Annotated in this window: 15 protein-coding genes, 1 tRNA gene and 1 pseudogene; 6 read left to right on the top strand and 11 right to left on the bottom strand. The window is 72.8% G+C overall.

The genetic code is table 11. From position 1 onward, the window contains the following. The first annotated feature begins 211 nt into the window (after positions 1-211). The 6 genes from ACFCXS_RS15920 (at position 212) to ACFCXS_RS15895 (ending at position 6,710) form a co-directional block, all read left to right on the top strand. The gene (locus tag ACFCXS_RS15920; RefSeq protein WP_376643855.1) at positions 212-1,024 is read left to right on the top strand and encodes an SAM-dependent methyltransferase; all 813 of its coding nucleotides are present in this window, start codon (positions 212-214) and stop codon (positions 1,022-1,024) included. 46 nt (positions 1,025-1,070) lie between these two features. Beyond that, the gene (locus tag ACFCXS_RS15915) at positions 1,071-2,480 is read left to right on the top strand and encodes a glutamine synthetase (RefSeq protein ID WP_376643854.1); all 1,410 of its coding nucleotides are present in this window, start codon (positions 1,071-1,073) and stop codon (positions 2,478-2,480) included. A gap of 1 nt (position 2,481) precedes the next feature. Further along, positions 2,482-3,621 (top strand): amidohydrolase family protein, encoded by a 1,140-nt coding sequence (locus ACFCXS_RS15910; protein WP_376643853.1) that lies wholly within the window; start codon positions 2,482-2,484, stop codon positions 3,619-3,621. A gap of 76 nt (positions 3,622-3,697) precedes the next feature. After that, the gene (locus tag ACFCXS_RS15905) at positions 3,698-4,234 is read left to right on the top strand and encodes an NUDIX hydrolase family protein (RefSeq protein ID WP_376643852.1); all 537 of its coding nucleotides are present in this window, start codon (positions 3,698-3,700) and stop codon (positions 4,232-4,234) included. A 49-nt stretch (positions 4,235-4,283) separates the two neighbouring features. Continuing rightward, a complete protein-coding gene (locus ACFCXS_RS15900; protein WP_376643851.1) occupies positions 4,284-5,618 on the top strand; it encodes a PP2C family protein-serine/threonine phosphatase in 1,335 nt (444 codons plus the stop codon). A gap of 105 nt (positions 5,619-5,723) precedes the next feature. After that, the gene (locus tag ACFCXS_RS15895) at positions 5,724-6,710 is read left to right on the top strand and encodes an MASE1 domain-containing protein (protein WP_376643850.1); all 987 of its coding nucleotides are present in this window, start codon (positions 5,724-5,726) and stop codon (positions 6,708-6,710) included. Between the two features lie 96 nt (positions 6,711-6,806). Here the strand turns inward: ACFCXS_RS15895 and ACFCXS_RS15890 are convergent. From ACFCXS_RS15890 to ACFCXS_RS15840, 11 genes and pseudogenes are all read right to left on the bottom strand, one after another. After that, positions 6,807-6,880 (bottom strand) — tRNA-Pro (locus ACFCXS_RS15890). Positions 6,881-6,981: 101 nt separating this feature from the next. Next, positions 6,982-7,338 (bottom strand): MmcQ/YjbR family DNA-binding protein, encoded by a 357-nt coding sequence (locus tag ACFCXS_RS15885; RefSeq protein ID WP_376643849.1) that lies wholly within the window; start codon positions 7,336-7,338, stop codon positions 6,982-6,984. 30 nt (positions 7,339-7,368) lie between these two features. Continuing rightward, positions 7,369-7,623, bottom strand: a pseudogene (locus tag ACFCXS_RS15880) (GNAT family N-acetyltransferase); the annotation flags it as partial. A gap of 18 nt (positions 7,624-7,641) precedes the next feature. Then, on the bottom strand, positions 7,642-8,544 hold the full coding sequence (locus ACFCXS_RS15875; RefSeq protein ID WP_376643848.1) for a LysR substrate-binding domain-containing protein: 903 nt from the start codon (positions 8,542-8,544) through the stop codon (positions 7,642-7,644). A gap of 26 nt (positions 8,545-8,570) precedes the next feature. Continuing rightward, positions 8,571-9,773 carry a glycine C-acetyltransferase gene (locus ACFCXS_RS15870; protein ID WP_376643847.1) on the bottom strand — a complete coding sequence of 401 codons (1,203 nt, stop codon included), beginning with the start codon at positions 9,771-9,773 and terminating at the stop codon, positions 8,571-8,573. A gap of 36 nt (positions 9,774-9,809) precedes the next feature. Beyond that, positions 9,810-10,838, bottom strand: coding sequence for an L-threonine 3-dehydrogenase (gene tdh, locus ACFCXS_RS15865; RefSeq protein WP_376643846.1), 1,029 nt, complete (start codon positions 10,836-10,838; stop codon positions 9,810-9,812). A 175-nt stretch (positions 10,839-11,013) separates the two neighbouring features. Further along, positions 11,014-11,586, bottom strand: coding sequence for a GAF domain-containing protein (locus ACFCXS_RS15860; RefSeq protein ID WP_376643845.1), 573 nt, complete (start codon positions 11,584-11,586; stop codon positions 11,014-11,016). Positions 11,587-11,647: 61 nt separating this feature from the next. Further along, positions 11,648-12,277, bottom strand: coding sequence for an ATP/GTP-binding protein (locus ACFCXS_RS15855; RefSeq protein ID WP_376643844.1), 630 nt, complete (start codon positions 12,275-12,277; stop codon positions 11,648-11,650). Beyond that, positions 12,255-12,626 carry a DUF742 domain-containing protein gene (locus tag ACFCXS_RS15850; protein ID WP_344465379.1) on the bottom strand — a complete coding sequence of 124 codons (372 nt, stop codon included), beginning with the start codon at positions 12,624-12,626 and terminating at the stop codon, positions 12,255-12,257. The genes ACFCXS_RS15855 and ACFCXS_RS15850 overlap by 23 nt, the downstream gene beginning before the upstream one ends. A 2-nt stretch (positions 12,627-12,628) precedes the next feature. Next, a complete protein-coding gene (locus tag ACFCXS_RS15845; RefSeq protein ID WP_053671618.1) occupies positions 12,629-13,060 on the bottom strand; it encodes a roadblock/LC7 domain-containing protein in 432 nt (143 codons plus the stop codon). 94 nt (positions 13,061-13,154) lie between these two features. Further along, positions 13,155-15,530, bottom strand: coding sequence for an ATP-binding protein (locus tag ACFCXS_RS15840; protein WP_376643843.1), 2,376 nt, complete (start codon positions 15,528-15,530; stop codon positions 13,155-13,157). Between the last annotated feature and the right edge of the window lie 722 nt (positions 15,531-16,252).

The raw sequence follows: 16,252 nt of genomic DNA, 5'->3' as shown, positions 1-16,252 counted from the left end.
ACCTTTGGTGTTGTCCCTTAGGCCGGGGCGCCCGCTGGGGGGTCGGCGGGCTGTTCGGGCACACGACCCAGGCCGTCCGGCACACCGACGAGCTCCTTTCCAGCGCCAACCGCCGTTCCCGCTCCGCCGATTCCCGGGACAGCCGATCATCGGAGCGGCACAATGACGGCGATGACCGGTTTGGGTCGTGCGGGCGAGGAGAGGACGAGTCGTGAGTGATGGCCACACCCCTTCGGGAGGGTCGGCGAGGCTGAACACCGGTGTGGCGCACAACGCGCGCGTGTGGAACTACTGGATCGGCGGCAAGGACAACTACGAGGTCGACCAGCGGGTCGGCGAGCACGTCGCCGGCATGTTCCCGATCATCCGGGACATCGCCCGGGCGGACCGGGACTTCCTCGGCCGGGCTGTGTCGTTCCTCGCCGGTGAACGCGGCGTGCGGCAGTTCCTGGACATCGGCACGGGACTGCCGACGGCGGACAACACCCACGAGATCGCCCAGCGGCTCGCGCCCGACGCGCGCGTCGTCTACGTCGACAACGACCCGATCGTCCTGGTGCACGCCCGCACCCTGCTCACCGGCACCCCCGACGGCGTCACCGCCTACATCGACGCCGATGTGCACGACCCGGACGCCATCGTCGAACGGGCCGGGCACACCCTCGACCTCACCGAACCCGTCGCCGTGATGATGCTGGGCATCCTCAACTTCGTCCTGGACGTCGGCAAGGCCCGGGAGATCGTGCGCCGGGTGATGGACGCGGTGCCCTCCGGCAGCTTCCTGGTCCTCACCCACCCGACCTTCGACGACGAGCTGGGCGGCGCGGGCCAGATCCCGGCCATGAAGTTCTGGAACGAGAACGCCACTCCCCCGATCACGGCCCGCAGCGGCGCGGACATCGCCGCGTTTCTGGAAGGCCTGGAGCTGCTCGATCCCGGCATGGTGTCGTGCGGGCAGTGGCGCGCCGAGCCCGGGTCGGCGGTCGTGGTGCCGCAGTACGGCGTGGTGGCCGTCAAGCCCTGACGGTGCCGCCCTCGTCGCAGAAGTCCGGTGAACCGCGGGAGGACGTATGACCACCCTGGCCGATCCCGTGCCCGGCGGCCGTCCCGGCGATGTCGAGCGGGCCACCGCGCTGAGCGGCGAGCTCGCCGGCCGGGGTGTGCACGGCGTGGTGCTGGCCTACGTAGACACCGCGGGCATCGGCCGGGTCAAGACCGTCCCCACGGCCCGGCTCCCCTCGGCCGCGGCCTGGGGCGTCGGCATGTCGCCGGTGTTCGACACGTTCCTGGCGAACGACTCCGTCGTCACCACCGACGTCCTGGGCTCCCCCGACGGCGATCTGCGTCTGTACCCGGATCTGGAGCGGCTCGCCGTCCTGGCGGGGCAGCCCGGCTGGGCCTGGGCGCCGGTGGACCGGATCACCCAGGACGGCGAGCGGCATCCCGGCTGCACCCGCACGTTCCTGCGCCGGATCGTCACCGAGGCGGCCGAGCGGCACGGCCTCACCTTCAGGGCGGCCATCGAGGTCGAGTGGACGGTGGCCCGGGGCGACGCCCCCGGCGACGCGTTCGTGCCCGCGACGACCGGGCCGGCGTACGGGGCGACCCGGCAGGTCGAGCTCGGTGACTACACCGCCGACGTACTGGCGGCGTGCGCGGCCCAGGGCATCGAGGTGGAACAGGTCCATCCCGAGTACGCGGCGGGGCAGTTCGAGATCTCGGTGGGTGCCGTCGATCCGGTGGCGGCGGCCGACCTCAGCGTGCTGGTCCGGCAGACCGTGCGGGCGGTGGCGGGGCGGCACGGGCTGAGGGTGTCCTTCGCCCCGGCCGTCGTGGGCCAGGGCGTGGGGAACGGCGGGCACGTCCACCTGTCCGCCTGGCGCGACGGGGCCAACCTGCACTCCGGCGGCCCGGGGAGGTACGGCATGACGGCCGAGGCCGAGTCGCTGGCGGCCGGCATCCTCGCCCACCTGCCCGCCCTCACGGCCGTCACGGCCCCGAGCCCCGCCAGCTACCTGCGGCTCCGGCCCTCCCAGTGGGCCGGGGTGTTCACCGCCTGGGGCCGCGAGACCCGGGAGACCGCGCTCCGCGTCGTCACCGGCACCGCGGGCCTGCGCGACCGGGCCGCCAACCTGGAGATCAAGCCCGTCGACCTGGCCGCCAACCCCTACCTCGCGATCGGCTCGCTGATCGCCGCCGGGCTGGACGGCGTGACCTCGTCCGCCGCCCTCCCCGACGAGACCACCGGCGACCCGGCCCGCCTGGGCGAGGCCGAGGCCGAGGCCGCGGGCCGGGGCGTGCGGCGGCTGCCGGTGTCGCTGGAGCGGGCCGTCGAGGAGTTCCGCGCGGACGAAGCCCTGCGCGCGGCCCTCGGCCCGGTCCTGGCCGACGCGGTGATCGCCGTACGACTCGGGGAACTGGCGTCCGTCGCCGGTCTGGACGACGACCGGGTGGCGGCGGCGTACCGCTGGGCGTACTGACATGGCCGCGGTCCGCGAGGCGCTCGACTCCGTACGGCTGGTCGACCACCACTGCCACGGCACCGTCAGGGCCGACCTCGGCCGGGACGCGTTCGAGTCCCTCCTCACGGAGGGCGAGGCCTGGCCGGGCGTATCGCCCTTCGACAGTCCCGTGGGTGTGGCCGTGCGCCGGCACTGCGCTCCCCTGCTCGACCTGCCCCGGCACGCTCCCCCCGGGGAGTACCTCGCCCGCCGCTCGGAACTGGGCTGGCGCGAGGTGCAGCGCCGCTTCCTGCGTGCCACGGGCACGGACGTCTTCTGCGTCGACACCGGCTATGCCCCCGACCGCCTCACCACGCCCCGGGACATCGCCGTGGCCGCGGGCGGCACGTCGTACGAGGTCGTGCGGCTGGAGGGCGTCGCGGAGTCGGTGGGTGCAGCGGGCGTCGAACCCGGCGCGTACGCGGACGCCTTCCGCACGGCCGCGCTGGACGCCGTGCGGCGGCCCGGTGTGGTGGCCGTGAAGTCGGTGGCGGCCTACCGCACCGGTTTCGACCTGGACCCGGCCCGCCCGTCGGACGCGGACGTCACGGAGGCGGCCCGGTCCTGGCTCGGCGGAGGGGGCCGTCTCGACGACCCGGTCCTCATCCGGCACCTGCTGTGGACCGCCGTCGACCTCGGTCTGCCGCTCCAGCTGCACACCGGGTTCGGCGACAACGACATCCGGCTGCACCGTGTCGACCCCAGCCACCTCACGGACTGGCTGCACCTCGTCGCCGGGACGGTTCCCGTGCTGCTCCTGCACTGCTGGCCCTACCAGCGGCAGGCCGCCTACCTGGCGGCGGTCTTCGAGCAGGTGTACCTCGACGTCGGCCTCACCCTCCACCACGTCGGCCCCGCCCGGGCCGGTGCGGTCCTCGCGGAGGCCCTGGAGATCACACCGTTCCGCAAGCTGCTGTACAGCTCCGACGCCTATGGTGTGCCCGAGTTCCACCATCTCGGGGCGCTCGCCTTCCGGCAGGGGCTCGCGGGGCTGCTGCAGGAGCGGGTGGACGCCGACGAGCTGGCCCTGCCGGACGCGCTGCGGATCGCCCGCTGGGCGGGCCGGGACAACGCCCTGCGGGTCTACCGGCTGCAGAACGAACGGCCCGAGGACGATTGAACGAGCGTGTGGCCGGTCACAGTTCCCCTGAAGCGGCTACCCAGGAAGTCCGAACGGCTGAAAGTATGATCAAGCAATGTCTGACATGACCGAAACCACGCCCGGCTGGCTGTCCTCCGACGAACTGGAGATGACACGTGCCCGCATGCCGATCCTGTACGTCGAGGCCGTCCCGGTACGCGTCGACGACAGCGGCGAAGTGACCAGTGTCGGCCTGCTGCTGCGCATCGGGCCCGACGGCACGGTCAGCCGGACGCTGGTCTCCGGCCGCGTGCTGCACCACGAGCGCGTCCGCGACGCCCTCCTGCGCCATCTGGAGAAGGACCTCGGCCCGGTCGCACTGCCCCGCGTCCCGGCGTCGCTCCAGCCGTTCACGGTCGCGGAGTACTTCCCGACGCAGGGCATCACGCCGTACCACGACCCGCGCCAGCACGCGGTGTCCCTCGCCTACATCGTGCCGGTGACCGGCGACTGCCGGCCTCGGCAGGACGCACTCGACCTGGTGTGGTTCAGCCCGCAGGACGCCGTCTCGGAGGCGGTGCAGAGCGAGATGCCCGGCGGGCACGGGGTGCTCCTGAAGCAGGCGCTGGCGCATGCGGGCTGCGGGATCTGAGGCCTAAGCTACTCACACGTGGCCGACCTCCGGCCGGGAGGCGCGTGCGATGGCGGCAGGGCACCAGAACCGATTCCCGGGGCAGCCGCACCTGCCCGAACTGCACGTACGCCTGCGCGGCGAGCTGAATCGGATCGACGAGCAGTCGCGCGCCCTGCTGGACGCGATGGACCGGATGCAGGGGCTGCTGGACGCCGTGGTGGCCATCAGCCGTGAGGTGGAGCTGCCCGCGGTGCTGCACCGCATCGTGACCACCGCCATGGACCTGGTCGGCGCCCGCTACGGTGCCCTCGGCGTCCTGAACGACACCGGTGAGCACCTGGAGCAGTTCATCACCGCCGGTCTCTCCGACGGGGAACGCGCCGACCTGGCCGAGACCGGCCTGCCGACCGGCCGGGGGGTCCTCGGCCATCTGATCAGCCACCCCGAGCCCCTGCGGATCGCCGACATCCACGCCCATGCCGCGTCCGTCGGCTTTCCGTCCGGCCATCCGCACCTGCAGACCCTGCTCGGCGTCGCCATCAGCGTCCGCGGCGAGATCTACGGCGACCTGTACCTCTCCGAGCGGCGCGACGGGCAGCCCTTCGACGTCCACGACGAGAACGTGGTCATGGCCCTGGCCAGCGCCGCCGGCATCGCGATCGAGAACGTCCGCCTGTTCGAGCAGGTGCGCGTCGGAGCCGAGCAGTTCCAGCGGCTCCTGCTGCCCACGCTGCCCGACCTGCGCCCGTTCACCGCGGCGGCCGTCTACCGGCCGGCCGCGGAGCCCAGCAGGCTCGGCGGGGACTGGTACGACGCGATCCCGCTGCCCGACGACGTGGTGGCGGTCGTCATCGGTGACGTGGTCGGACACGATCTGCACGCCGCGGCCGCCATGGCCTCCACCCGCAACATGCTGCGCGCCCTGCTCTTCGACCCGGGCAGTTCGCCCGGCGCGGTGCTGACCCGGCTGGACCACACGCTCCAGGCGGTCACACCCAACCCCGTCACGACGACCGCCCTGGCCCGGATCGAGCCGGAGGGGTCCGGCTGGCGACTGCGCTGGAGCACCGCGGGGCATGTCCCGCCCCTGCTGATCACCCCGGAGCGCCGGGTCGAGATCCTCTCCGCGGAGCCCGGGCTGCCGCTCGGGGTCGACCCCGAGGAGCCCCGCCCCGACCACTCCCGTCTGCTGCTCCCCGGCACCACTCTGGTCTTCTTCACCGACGGCCTGATCGAACACCCCTCCCACCCCATCGACGAGAGCCTGGCGACGCTGGCCGATCTCGCCGCGGTCCACACCGCGCTGCCCCTGCGCGACCTGGTGCACGCGCTGGCCGATCACCATCCCAGCGACGGTCACGACGACATGGCCATCCTCGCCCTGCGCACCCCGCCCGTCTGAGGCCGTACCGCCCACGAGATCCGAACATCCAGCTCAGCGGTGGTGTGGAGGATCCGGGGGATCCGGCGGATGATGGTCGAGGGGACGTCGATGCGGAGGCCCCCGATGACGGTCGCGCGGCAGGCACGGTCCCGGCGCGACGTCCGCACAGCCCTGGGGATCTGCGCCGTCGCCGCGCTGTACTACGGCTCGGCCGAGCTGGGGCTGCTCCAGCAGCTGGTACGCGGCCAGGTCACCCCGCTGTGGCCGCCCAGCGGTATCGCGCTCGCGAGTCTGCTCCTGCTCGGACCGCGGGTCTGGCCCGGGATCGCTCTCGGCGCGTTCCTGACCAACGTCACTCTCGGTCCGTCGCTGTGGGCCGTCCTGTTGATCGCGGCGGGCAACACGCTCGCGCCGGTCTGTTCCTACGCCCTGCTCCGGCGTGCCGGGTTCCGCAACGAACTGAACCGGCTGCGGGACGCGCTGGCCCTGATCTTCCTCGGGGCCTTCACCGGAATGCTGATCAGCGCCACGGTCGGCAGCGGGACGCTGGCTCTGACCGGGGTGCTGGACGCCGGTGACTTCGCGTCGACCTGGTCGGTCTGGTGGACCGGCGACGCGATGGGTGTCCTGGCCGTCACACCCGTGCTGCTCGTGCTGCGCTCGGCCCGGTGGCCCCCGGGCGTGCCGCTGTCCCGGTGGGTGGAGGGGATCTTGCTGGTGGTGGCCACGGCCTGCGTAGGGTTCATCGAGACCAGCGGCACACCGCTGCTGTTCCTCGGTTTCCCGCTGCTGATCTGGGCCGGCTTCCGCTTCCGGCTGGCCGGTGCCGCACCCTGCGCCCTGGCCGTGTCGATCTTCGCGATCGTCGCGGCCGGACAGCAGTCGGGGCCGTTCGCCGGCCATGACCTGTTCACCGACATGATCACCCTGCAGGCGTTCAACGGTTCCGCCTCGCTGACCGCCCTGCTGCTCGGAGCGGCGGTCGGCGAACGCGCCGACACCGAACGGGAGATCGCGCAGGCCTGCAGACAACTCGCCGAGATGGCAACGAGGATCGCCACGAGCGAGCACCGGCCGGCACTCCCCGCCGCCCGGCGCGAACAGAAATGAGCAGGCGGGGCCGCTCCTGGAAGAGAAGCGTGCGCGAAACGTCGAGCGGCCGTATCGGAATGTTCCGATACGGCCGCCGACCTGCTGCTTCACACGTCGGGACGACAGGATTTGAACCTGCGACCCCTTGACCCCCAGTCAAGTGCGCTACCAAGCTGCGCCACGTCCCGTTGCCCGTCTGACCTGGGGATTCCCCCGGCCGAACGCGCAGGAAAACAATACCGCACTCATACCGGTGATCGCGCACCCGTTTCCGCGTGGGGCCGGAGGCTCAGTCCGCCGGGAGGCCCAGGCGGGGGTGAGCCTCCAGGAGCCGGGTCGGGGCCGCCTGACGCCAGGAGTCGGCCAGGATGTCGCGCAGTTCGGCCTCGTCCTCGATGGCGCCGAGCCGGGCCCGCACCCAGGCGAACTGGGACTCGTGGTCGGCGATCCAGAACTTCCCCGGCTCGGCGAGCACCAGCTCGTTCCGCTCCTCCTTGGGGCAGCGCACGGCGATGGAGGTCTCGTCCTCCGGCAGCGTGGCGAACATCTTCCCCGCGACCCGGAACGTGGGCATGCTCCAGGCGATCTTCTCCGTCGTGTCCGGCAGGGACAGGGCGATCCGTCGTACGTCTTCGGCATCCGGCATGGCAGGCACCGTATCGGTCCCCACTGACGGTCACCTGGCCAGAGCGGCTGCCGGGAGACGCTTGCAGTAGATCGTCGTCGGCCGCAACACCCCGCCGGGATCGGCCGCGTGGTCGGGGATCACGTCGACCGGGGCCCACCCGGCGGACCGGTACAGGCGCTCGGCGGGGCCGCCGGTCTCGGTGTCCAGGTGCAGGAGGCTGACACCGGCCGCCGCTGCCGCGGCCTTCGCGGCGGCCAGGAGCCCGCGGCCGAGACCCCGGCCACGGGCCTCCCGGCGCACGACGCGCGTGTCACGGGACGCTCATCCCTCGGCCGCGGCACCGAGCGCGTCCAGCACGGGGCGGATGAGGGGGTGCTCCTCGGCTCCCCTGCGCACGGCGGCGAAGACCCGGCGGGTGGGGGGCGTCCCGTCGACCGGGCGGACGACCACCCCGGTGAGGTCCATGCCGCGCAGCGCCGAGCGCGGCACCAGGGCGACGCCCGCGTCGGCCGAGGCAAGGGCGACGACCGCGCGGAAGTCGTCCGAGGAGTGCTCCATGCGCGGCTGGAACCCGGCGTTCTCGCAGGCCAGGATCACCACGTCATGGCAAGGGTTGCCGGGGTAGGGGCCGATCCAGGCGTCCTTGGCCAGTTCGGCGAGGGGCACCTCCGCCGCGTCGGCCAGCCGGTGGGCGACCGGCAGGACCGCGTCGAAGGGCTCGGCGTACAGCGGTACGTGGGCCAGTCGCGGGTCGTCGGCGGGCGGGGCCCCGCGGTACTCGACGGCGACCGCGACATCGACCTGCCGGTCCAGCACCATCGGCAGGCTGGCGTCGCCCTCGGCGTCCTGGACGCGGATGCGGATCCCGGGGGCCGACCGGGCGAGACCGGCCACGGCGGGCGCGACGACCAGGGCGATGCCGGTGGCGAAGGAGGCGACCGTGACGGTGCCGGCCGCACCCGAGCTGTACGCGGCGAGCTCGGCCTCGGCCCGCTCCAGCTGGGCGAGGACCGCGTTGGTGTGGTTGAGCAGGATCTCACCGGCCGGGGTGAGCCGCACGCCCTTGGCGCCGCGCTCGACGAGCCGGTGGCCGGTCTCCTGCTCCAGGGCGGCGAGCTGCTGGGAGACGGCCGACGGGGTGAGATACAGCGCGGCGGCAGCCGCCGTCACCGTACGGTGGTCGGCCACCGCCCGGAGGATGTGGAGCCGCCGCGCTTCGATCATGCGATCGATTGTCTCAAACTCGTCCCTCAGCCCTGCTCGGCGTCCAGCTGGGCCCGGGCCGCCACGAAGGCGTCGACCGCGCGGTTGACGTCGTCCGTGGAGTGCGCGGCCGACAGCTGGACACGGATCCTGGCCTGGCCCTGCGGCACCACCGGGTACGAGAAGCCGATGACGTAGACGCCGCGCTCCAGCAGCAGCTCCGCCATGCGTCCGGCGACCGCCGCGTCCCCGATCATCACCGGGGCGATGGCGTGGTCGCCGGGGAGCACGTCGAAGCCCTCCTCGGTCATGCGGCCGCGGAAGAGGGCCGTGTTCTCGGCCAGCCGGACGCGCAGGTCGTCCGCCGACTCCAGCAGGTCGATGACCTTGAGGGAGGCGGCCGCGATCACCGGGGCGAGTGTGTTGGAGAACAGGTACGGCCGCGAGCGCTGGCGCAGCAGGGCCACGATCTCGGCGCGGGCGGCGACATAGCCGCCGGAGGCGCCGCCGAGGGCCTTGCCGAGGGTGCCGGTGATGATGTCGACGCGGTCCATGACGCCGTGCAGTTCGGGCGTGCCCCGGCCGCCGGGGCCGACGAAGCCGACCGCGTGGGAGTCGTCGACCATGACCATCGCGTCGTAGCGGTCGGCGAGGTCGCAGATCTCGCGCAACGGGGCCACGTAGCCGTCCATGGAGAAGACGCCGTCGGTGACGATCAGGCGGCGCCGCGCGTCGGACGCCTCCTTGAGGCGGGCCTCCAGCTCGGCGAGGTCGCGGTTGGCGTAACGCAGGCGGCGGGCCTTGGACAGACGGATGCCGTCGATGATGGAGGCGTGGTTGAGGGCGTCGGAGATGACCGCGTCCTCCGGGCCGAGCAGCGTCTCGAACACGCCGCCGTTGGCGTCGAAGCAGGAGGAGTAGAGGATCGTGTCCTCCTGGCCGAGGAACGCCGAGAGCCTGGCCTCCAGTTCCTTGTGCACCTCCTGGGTGCCGCAGATGAAGCGGACCGAGGCCATGCCGTAGCCCCAGCGGTCCAGGGCCTCGTGGGCGGCGGCGACGACCTCGGGGTGGTCGGCGAGGCCGAGGTAGTTGTTGGCGCAGAAGTTGAGGACCTCGCCGGGGCGGCCGCCCGCGGTGACGTTCACGGTGGCGGACTGCGGACTGCCGATCACGCGCTCGGGCTTGTGCAGGCCGGCGGCGCGGATCTCGTCGAGGGTGGCACGCAAGTCGTCGCGCACGGAGTCGAACATGGGGGAAGCTCCTAAGGTGCTCGCGGAGAAGGGGAGTTACGCGGTCCAGTCGAGGATGACCTTGCCGCCGCGGCCGCTCGCCGCGTCCTCGAACGCCGCCTCGAAGTCGCGGTGGCTGTAGCGGCCGGTGATCACGGGTGCGAGGTCGAGACCTGCTTCGAGAAGGACCGACATGGCGTACCAGGTCTCGAACATCTCGCGGCCGTAGATGCCCTTGATGGTGATCATCGAGGTGACGATGCGGGCCCAGTCGACGGGGAACTCCTGCGCGGGCAGGCCGAGCATCGCGATGCGGCCGCCGTGCGTCATGTTGGCGATCATGTCGCGCAGGGCCTCGGGACGGCCGGACATCTCCAGGCCGATGTCGAAGCCCTCGCGCAGTCCGAGTGCGCGCTGCCCGTCGGCGATGGTCGAGCCGGAGACGTCCAGCGCGAGGCTGACACCGATCTTGCGGGCCAGCTCCAGCCGCTCCGGGCTGACGTCGGTGATCACGACGTTGCGGGCGCCGGCGTGCTTGGCCACGGCGGCGGCCATCAGGCCGATGGGCCCGGCGCCGGTGATCAGGACGTCCTCGCCGACGAGCGGGAACGACAGGGCGGTGTGCACGGCGTTGCCGAACGGGTCGAAGATCGCGGCCACATCGAGGTCGACGGGCACCCGGTGCACCCAGACGTTGCCGGCGGGCAGGGCGACGTACTCGGCGAACGCCCCGTCCCGGCCCACCCCCAGCCCCACGGTGGCCCGGCAGAGGTGCCGGCGCCCGGCCTGGCAGTTGCGGCACTTGCCGCACACCAGGTGGCCCTCGCCGCTGACCCGGTCGCCGACGGAGATGTCGGTGACGTCGCGGCCGGTCTCGACGACCTCGCCGACGAACTCGTGCCCGACCACGAGCGGGGTGCTGATCGCCTGCTGGGCCCAGCCGTCCCAGGCCCGGATGTGCAGGTCGGTGCCGCAGATGCCGGTGCGCAGCACCTTGATGAGCACGTCCTTGGGCCCGACGGTGGGCTCGGGGACCTCCGCGAGCCACAGCCCGGGTTCCGCCTTCTGCTTGACCAGCGCCTTCACCGCTACGGCTCCAGTGGGTGAGTCCCGGCTCCGGGCATGCCGAAGGAACCCCTGGACCGGGAGAGGAGTGGGATCGCAGTGCAATCTGCCGTACCGCGGCCTGCCGGTCCATCGAGGATTTCTTAAGCGCCGCCTCAGCTTTGCTTCACGCCCCGGGGCCCTGCGGGACCCGGCGTCAGCAGGGCGGCAGGCCGTCGCGGCTCTCCAGCTCCGCGACGAGCCGAGCGGCGTGTTCCTTGATCGCCGTCAGGCCGGGCTTCCCCCAGGGCCGCGGCGCGACATCCGCCACGCTGACCGTCCCCAGCACCAGGCCCGTACCGTCGATGAGCGGCGCCCCCAGATAGGAGCGGATGCCGAACTCGTCGACCACCGGGTTGCCCGCGAACCGCGGATAGTCGGCCACGTCCTCCAGGGCGAGGGCTCTGCGGCGCGCCACCACATGAGGGCAGAAGCCGTGGTCGCGGGGCAGGGCACGGCCGAGGCGCGGGCCGGTGCCGTCGCCGCGCAGGACCGGGGCCACGGCCGGCACGTACAGGCCCGCGTAGAACTGCCCGTGTTCGCCGGGGAAGTTGACCATGGCGTACGGCGCCCCGGTGAGCTCGGCGAGGTGGTGCGCGAAGGCGTCGAGTGCGGGTTCGGGGTGCTCCCCCAGGCCGAGTCGGCGCAGTCGGGCGGTGCGGGCGGGGGCCTCCTTGTCCTCGGGTGTGAGCAGTAGACGACCGGCCGGGCGCGGCGGGTCGTAGGTCATGGGCATGCTCCTGGGCTGTGGGTTCGTGTCATACAGGGGTTCTCTGGCGGGTGTGTCGGGGTCATGTGTGGGCGCCATACCCCGTAGTGGGGGCGTGCGTGTGGGCGATGAGGTGGCGCACCAGGGTCAGCAGGGTCTGGACCCCGGAGCTGGAGATCCGCGCGTCGCAGCACACGACGGGGACGTCCGCGGACAGATCCAGGGCACCGCGCACCTCCTCGGGGTCGTAGCGATAGGCGCCGTCGAACTCGTTGACGGCGACGATGAAGCCGAGGCCGCGCTGCTCGAAGAAGTCGACGGCCGCGAAGCACTCCTGGAGCCGGCGGGTGTCGGCGAGGATGACCGCGCCGAGCGCGCCCTCGCACAACTCGTCCCACATGAACCAGAACCGCTCCTGCCCGGGCGTGCCGAACAGGTACAGCACGTGCTGCGGGTCGAGGGTGATGCGGCCGAAGTCCATGGCCACGGTCGTCTCGAGCTTGTTCTCGATGCCGTCGAGGTTGTCGGTCGCGGCGCCGACGGTGGTGAGCAGCTCCTCCGTGCTGAGCGGCGCGATCTCGCTGACCGCGCCGACGAAGGTCGTCTTGCCCACGCCGAACCCGCCCGCCACCAGGATCTTCAGCGCGGTGGGGAACGGGTCGGCGCCGTGGCCCGGCCCGTCGGTGTAGTCAGAGCTGTCGTCGTAGTCCATCGAGCACTGCCTCCAGAAGGGCCCGGTCCGTCGGGTTGTGGTGGAACGCGGGGGGTTTGGTCGTCAGCGCCCCGCAGTCGACGAGGTCCGCCAGCAGCACCTTGGTGACGGCCACCGGCAGTTTGAGGTGCGCGGCGACCTCGGCGACGGCGACGGGCACCCGGCACCGCTCGATCGCCTGCGCGTGTTCCGGGCCCAGATAGCCGAGGGGGGTCGCCCCGGTGGCCATCACCTGCGACACGAGGTCGAGCGCGACGGTCGGACGGGTGCGGCCGTTGCTGACCGTGAACGGCCGCACCAGCCGCCCGGCCGCATCGTCGAGCCAGGGCCCGTCACCGGCCGCCGTCACGCTCAAGGCCTCATCGCCGGGGAATCGACGGACTGCCGGGGAGCGGTCACCAGGTAGGGGCGGACGCTCTTGACCAGCATCGCCATCTCGTAGCCCAGCACGGCCGCGTCGGCCTCGCGGCCCGCCAGCACGGCCAGGCAGGTGCCGGAGCCCGCGGTGGTGACGAACAGCAGGGTCGAGGCGAGTTCGACGACGACCTGCCGCACATCGCCGCCGTCGCCGAAACGGACACCGGCGCTACGGCCGAGGGAGTACAGGCCGGACGCCAGTGCTGCCATGTGGTCGGCGCTGTCCGGGTCGAGGCCGTGCACGGACTTCACGAGCCCGTCGCAGGACAGGAGCACCGCGGCGGTCGTGTGCGGTACGCGCTGCACGAGGCCGCTCATCAGCCAGTCGAGATCGGAAACATGGGCGGTCGGCGCATCGCTCGCCATGGTGGATCGACTCCTTGGGGTACGAAGGTCTGGGGGAGCGCAGGGGGTGGGGGTGGAAAGGGGGGGTGTAAGAGGGGGTGGGAAGGGGGGATGGTCATCCGGCGGGTGCGCTCCCGTCCCGCCGGATGGCGGTCGTGCGGTGGTCGGAAGGGGCTCCGGGCGCGGGCCCGTTCGAGGGGGACAGCTCCGGGGGGAGCGCCTCGATGGGAACCGGCCGGACGGACATCGGCTCCCTGGGGGCGGATCCGCCGGCTGCGGGGTCCGCTTGGGCCTGGCTCGTGTGCGCGGAGTCCATGTGTGCGGAGCCAATGTGCGCGGAGCCCATGTGGGAGGGGTCCGTGTGGGCCGAACCCATGTGGGAGGGACCGGTGTGGGCCGGGTCCATGTGGGAGGGCGCCGTGTCGTCCCAGTCCGTGTGCCCGGCCTCCATGTTCTGCTGGGCTTCCGCGAGGCTGATGCCGCGCTGGAAGGCCGCCATCAGACCGGGGTCGTGGCCCACGAGATGGCCGGGGTCCTGACGAGGCGTCGGACCGTCGCGCAGCTGGGGGGCGATGTGCTCCTGGGCGCGTCGACGGGGCAGTTGGGGTTTGCCCATGGTGCCGCGCACGGCGCCGTTGCGGGGGGTGGGCAGCTCGGTGACGTTCTCGGCGAGCACGCGCCGGTCGTCGGGACCGATGCCGGGCCGTGCCTCGGCCGGGGTCGGACGCTCCCGACGGGCACCGCGCATGGGCAGGGGCGCGTGTCTGCCGCCCGGAGCGTTCCCGCCCGGAGCTGGTTCGGTTTCCTGTCCGTGCCCGCGTGAGGCCCCTGGTGCCGGCGTCGCGAACGGCACTGCCGCAGCGGATGCGGACGCGGGCGACTGGAGGGAGGAGGACCCGAATTCGGTCTCCTCGACCGACGGCTGCCCCGCGAACGTGGCACCGGCTACGGCACTCGGCCCTGTTCCGGCACCGGCCTGCTCGGTCAGACCCCGCCCCACGGCTTGCCCACGCTGCCCGGCCTGGTCACCGACGCGCTCGGCTTGCCCACGCTCCCCGGCCCGGCCTCCCTGCCCGGCTTGCCCGAGCTGTCCATCTTGCTCAAGCTGCCCGGCCTGACCTCCCTGCCCGGCTTGCTCCAGCTGCCCGGTCCGGCCGACCTGCCCGGCTTGCCCGGCATGCCCGGAGGGTGGTTCCGCCAGGGCCGGACGCTCCGCACCGGACGTTCCGCCCTCCGGCTGCCCCGCTCCCCCGGCCTCCCCGGCCCGGGCCCCGGCCTCCGCTCCCAGCAGTGCCTGCGGTACGACGAGGACCGCCTGCACTCCGCCGTAGATGTTGGACTGGAGCCGGACGGTGATGCCGTGCCGACGGGCGAGCTGGGACACGACGAACAGGCCGATGCGGCCGTCGGCCAGGAGCCGGGCGACGTTCACCTGGTCGGGGTCGGCGAGCAGCGCGTTCATCCGCGTCTGCTCTTCCAGGGGCATGCCGAGTCCGCGGTCCTCGACCTCGACGGCGAGCCCGGAGGTGACGAGGTTGGCGCGCAGCAGGACATGGGTGTGCGGGGCGGAGAACACCGTGGCGTTCTCGACGAGTTCGGCCAGGAGGTGGATGACGTCGGCGACGGCGTGCCCCCGCAGCTGCCCGTCGATCGGCGGCACGAGCTTGACCCGCGAGTACTGCTCGACCTCGGCGATGGCCGAGCGCAGCACCTCGGTCATGGAGACCGGGTTGCTCCACTGGCGGCGCGAGACGGCACCGCCGAGCACGGCGAGGTTCTCGGCGTGGCGGCGGATGCGGGTGGCGAGGTGGTCGACGTGGAAGAGCCCCTTGAGCAGGTCGGGGTCCTCCATCTCGTTCTCCAGCTCGTCGAGGATGGAGATCTCGCGGTGCACCAGGGACTGCAGGCGCCGGGCGAGATTGACGAACACCTCGAGCTTCTGTTCGCTTCCGGTCTGGCTGGAGAGCTGGGAGGCCTGTACGACGGCGGTGACGGCGCCGTCGTGCGCGCGGGACAGGTCGGCGGCGAGGAGGTCGAAGTCGTCGGCGTCCTCCGCGAGATCGCCGGTCCTGCTCTGCGGTGGGAGCTGCGGCGGGCCGTCGCCGCGGCGCAGGGTCTCGACCAGGGTGCGCAGGTCGGCCTCGCGCCGGGCGGTGCCGCGGCGCAGTACCCCGATCCGGTCGTGCACGGAGCGGGCGGCCCGGTCGGCGGCGACGGCGGCGACGACGATGCCGACGAGAGCCACGAACACCGCGCCGCCGAGCACCGCCCACAGGGTGGGGCCCGGCCGCGTTCCGGTGGACCGGACGGTGAAGAGAACGGCGGCGCAGCCGCTGAGTGCGACGGCGACGGGTGGCAGGACCGCGAGCCGCAGCAACTGGGGCCGTATGTGGGTCTCGGGCAGCGCGGGAGCGGTGCGGACGGCGGGCCGCCCGTGCCGCCCGCCCTCACGGCGGTCTGCGCGCGCGGCCGGTGCGCGGAGGTGAGACATCGGTGTCCTCGTACTGGTGCGTCGGGCCTGGGTGCCTGGGGGGCTCGCGGGGTTGCGACCGGGTTCGCGCGGTCGCTTGCGCACGCCCCGGGCCGCGTGCCCGGGCTCGACACGCTTCCGCCCGGCCCCGCCCCCGGCGCCACCGGGGCCCGCGTGCCGGCCCGGGCCGTGGGTCCCGGCACCACGGGCGCCGACGGCGGCCGGCCCCGCGCCATCGGCGGCGGTTGCGGCACCGGCCCGGCCACCCGGATCACCACCCGGGCCGCCGGTACCACCGGCCCGGCCGCCCGGTTCACCGGCCGTCCCCGGGCCGGCGTCGGTGGTGCGCGGGCAGCGGGGATCCCCGTCGCGCCGACTCCCTCGTCCGCCCTGCGCCTGCACGTGCCGGCCCCCCGCTCCCTGATCCGCCCTGTTTCCCGACGGCCACTGACAGTAGTCGCCAGCGCATCATGTGCGGTGGGCAGTTGACAAACTCATACGGTGAGCGTCCCGCTCTGGTATGAGGTCTCGTACGACAGATCGATAGCGATCCTCCGCGTCCGAACAGGAACAGCGAGGATTCGATCCGGCCTGGTCAGAAGCGGTCACACACCGACGGCGAGGGCCGGGGAGCCTCTCGCTCCCCGGCCCGCCCCCGCGGGGGGGCGGACGCCCCCCGGCCGCCCCCCGGAAGCGTCACCGGGGGCGAGGTGGCCCGGGGGGTTGTAAAACAAAACGGGGCC

The sequence above is a fragment of the Streptomyces sp. NPDC056373 genome, from assembly GCF_042262425.1.
In the GTDB taxonomy this organism is placed as follows: Bacteria; Actinomycetota; Actinomycetes; order Streptomycetales; family Streptomycetaceae; genus Streptomyces.
Note: the sequence above shows the minus strand (reverse complement) of the source record. Positions and strands in the feature narration are given on the sequence as shown.

Bases quoted from the DNA above. Each gene is read 5' to 3' on its own strand.
- ACFCXS_RS15905 (WP_376643852.1), top strand. From the start codon at position 3,698: ATGTCTGACATGACCGAAACCACGCCCGGCTGGCTGTCCTCCGACGAA.
- ACFCXS_RS15885 (WP_376643849.1), bottom strand. From the start codon at position 7,338: ATGCCGGATGCCGAAGACGTACGACGGATCGCCCTGTCCCTGCCGGAC.
- ACFCXS_RS15840 (WP_376643843.1), bottom strand. From the start codon at position 15,530: ATGTCTCACCTCCGCGCACCGGCCGCGCGCGCAGACCGCCGTGAGGGC.
- ACFCXS_RS15895 (WP_376643850.1), top strand. From the start codon at position 5,724: ATGACGGTCGCGCGGCAGGCACGGTCCCGGCGCGACGTCCGCACAGCC.
- ACFCXS_RS15860 (WP_376643845.1), bottom strand. From the start codon at position 11,586: ATGACCTACGACCCGCCGCGCCCGGCCGGTCGTCTACTGCTCACACCC.
- ACFCXS_RS15870 (WP_376643847.1), bottom strand. From the start codon at position 9,773: ATGTTCGACTCCGTGCGCGACGACTTGCGTGCCACCCTCGACGAGATC.
- ACFCXS_RS15915 (WP_376643854.1), top strand. From the start codon at position 1,071: ATGACCACCCTGGCCGATCCCGTGCCCGGCGGCCGTCCCGGCGATGTC.
- ACFCXS_RS15910 (WP_376643853.1), top strand. From the start codon at position 2,482: ATGGCCGCGGTCCGCGAGGCGCTCGACTCCGTACGGCTGGTCGACCAC.
- ACFCXS_RS15855 (WP_376643844.1), bottom strand. From the start codon at position 12,277: ATGGACTACGACGACAGCTCTGACTACACCGACGGGCCGGGCCACGGC.
- ACFCXS_RS15845 (WP_053671618.1), bottom strand. From the start codon at position 13,060: ATGGCGAGCGATGCGCCGACCGCCCATGTTTCCGATCTCGACTGGCTG.
- ACFCXS_RS15875 (WP_376643848.1), bottom strand. From the start codon at position 8,544: ATGATCGAAGCGCGGCGGCTCCACATCCTCCGGGCGGTGGCCGACCAC.
- ACFCXS_RS15900 (WP_376643851.1), top strand. From the start codon at position 4,284: ATGGCGGCAGGGCACCAGAACCGATTCCCGGGGCAGCCGCACCTGCCC.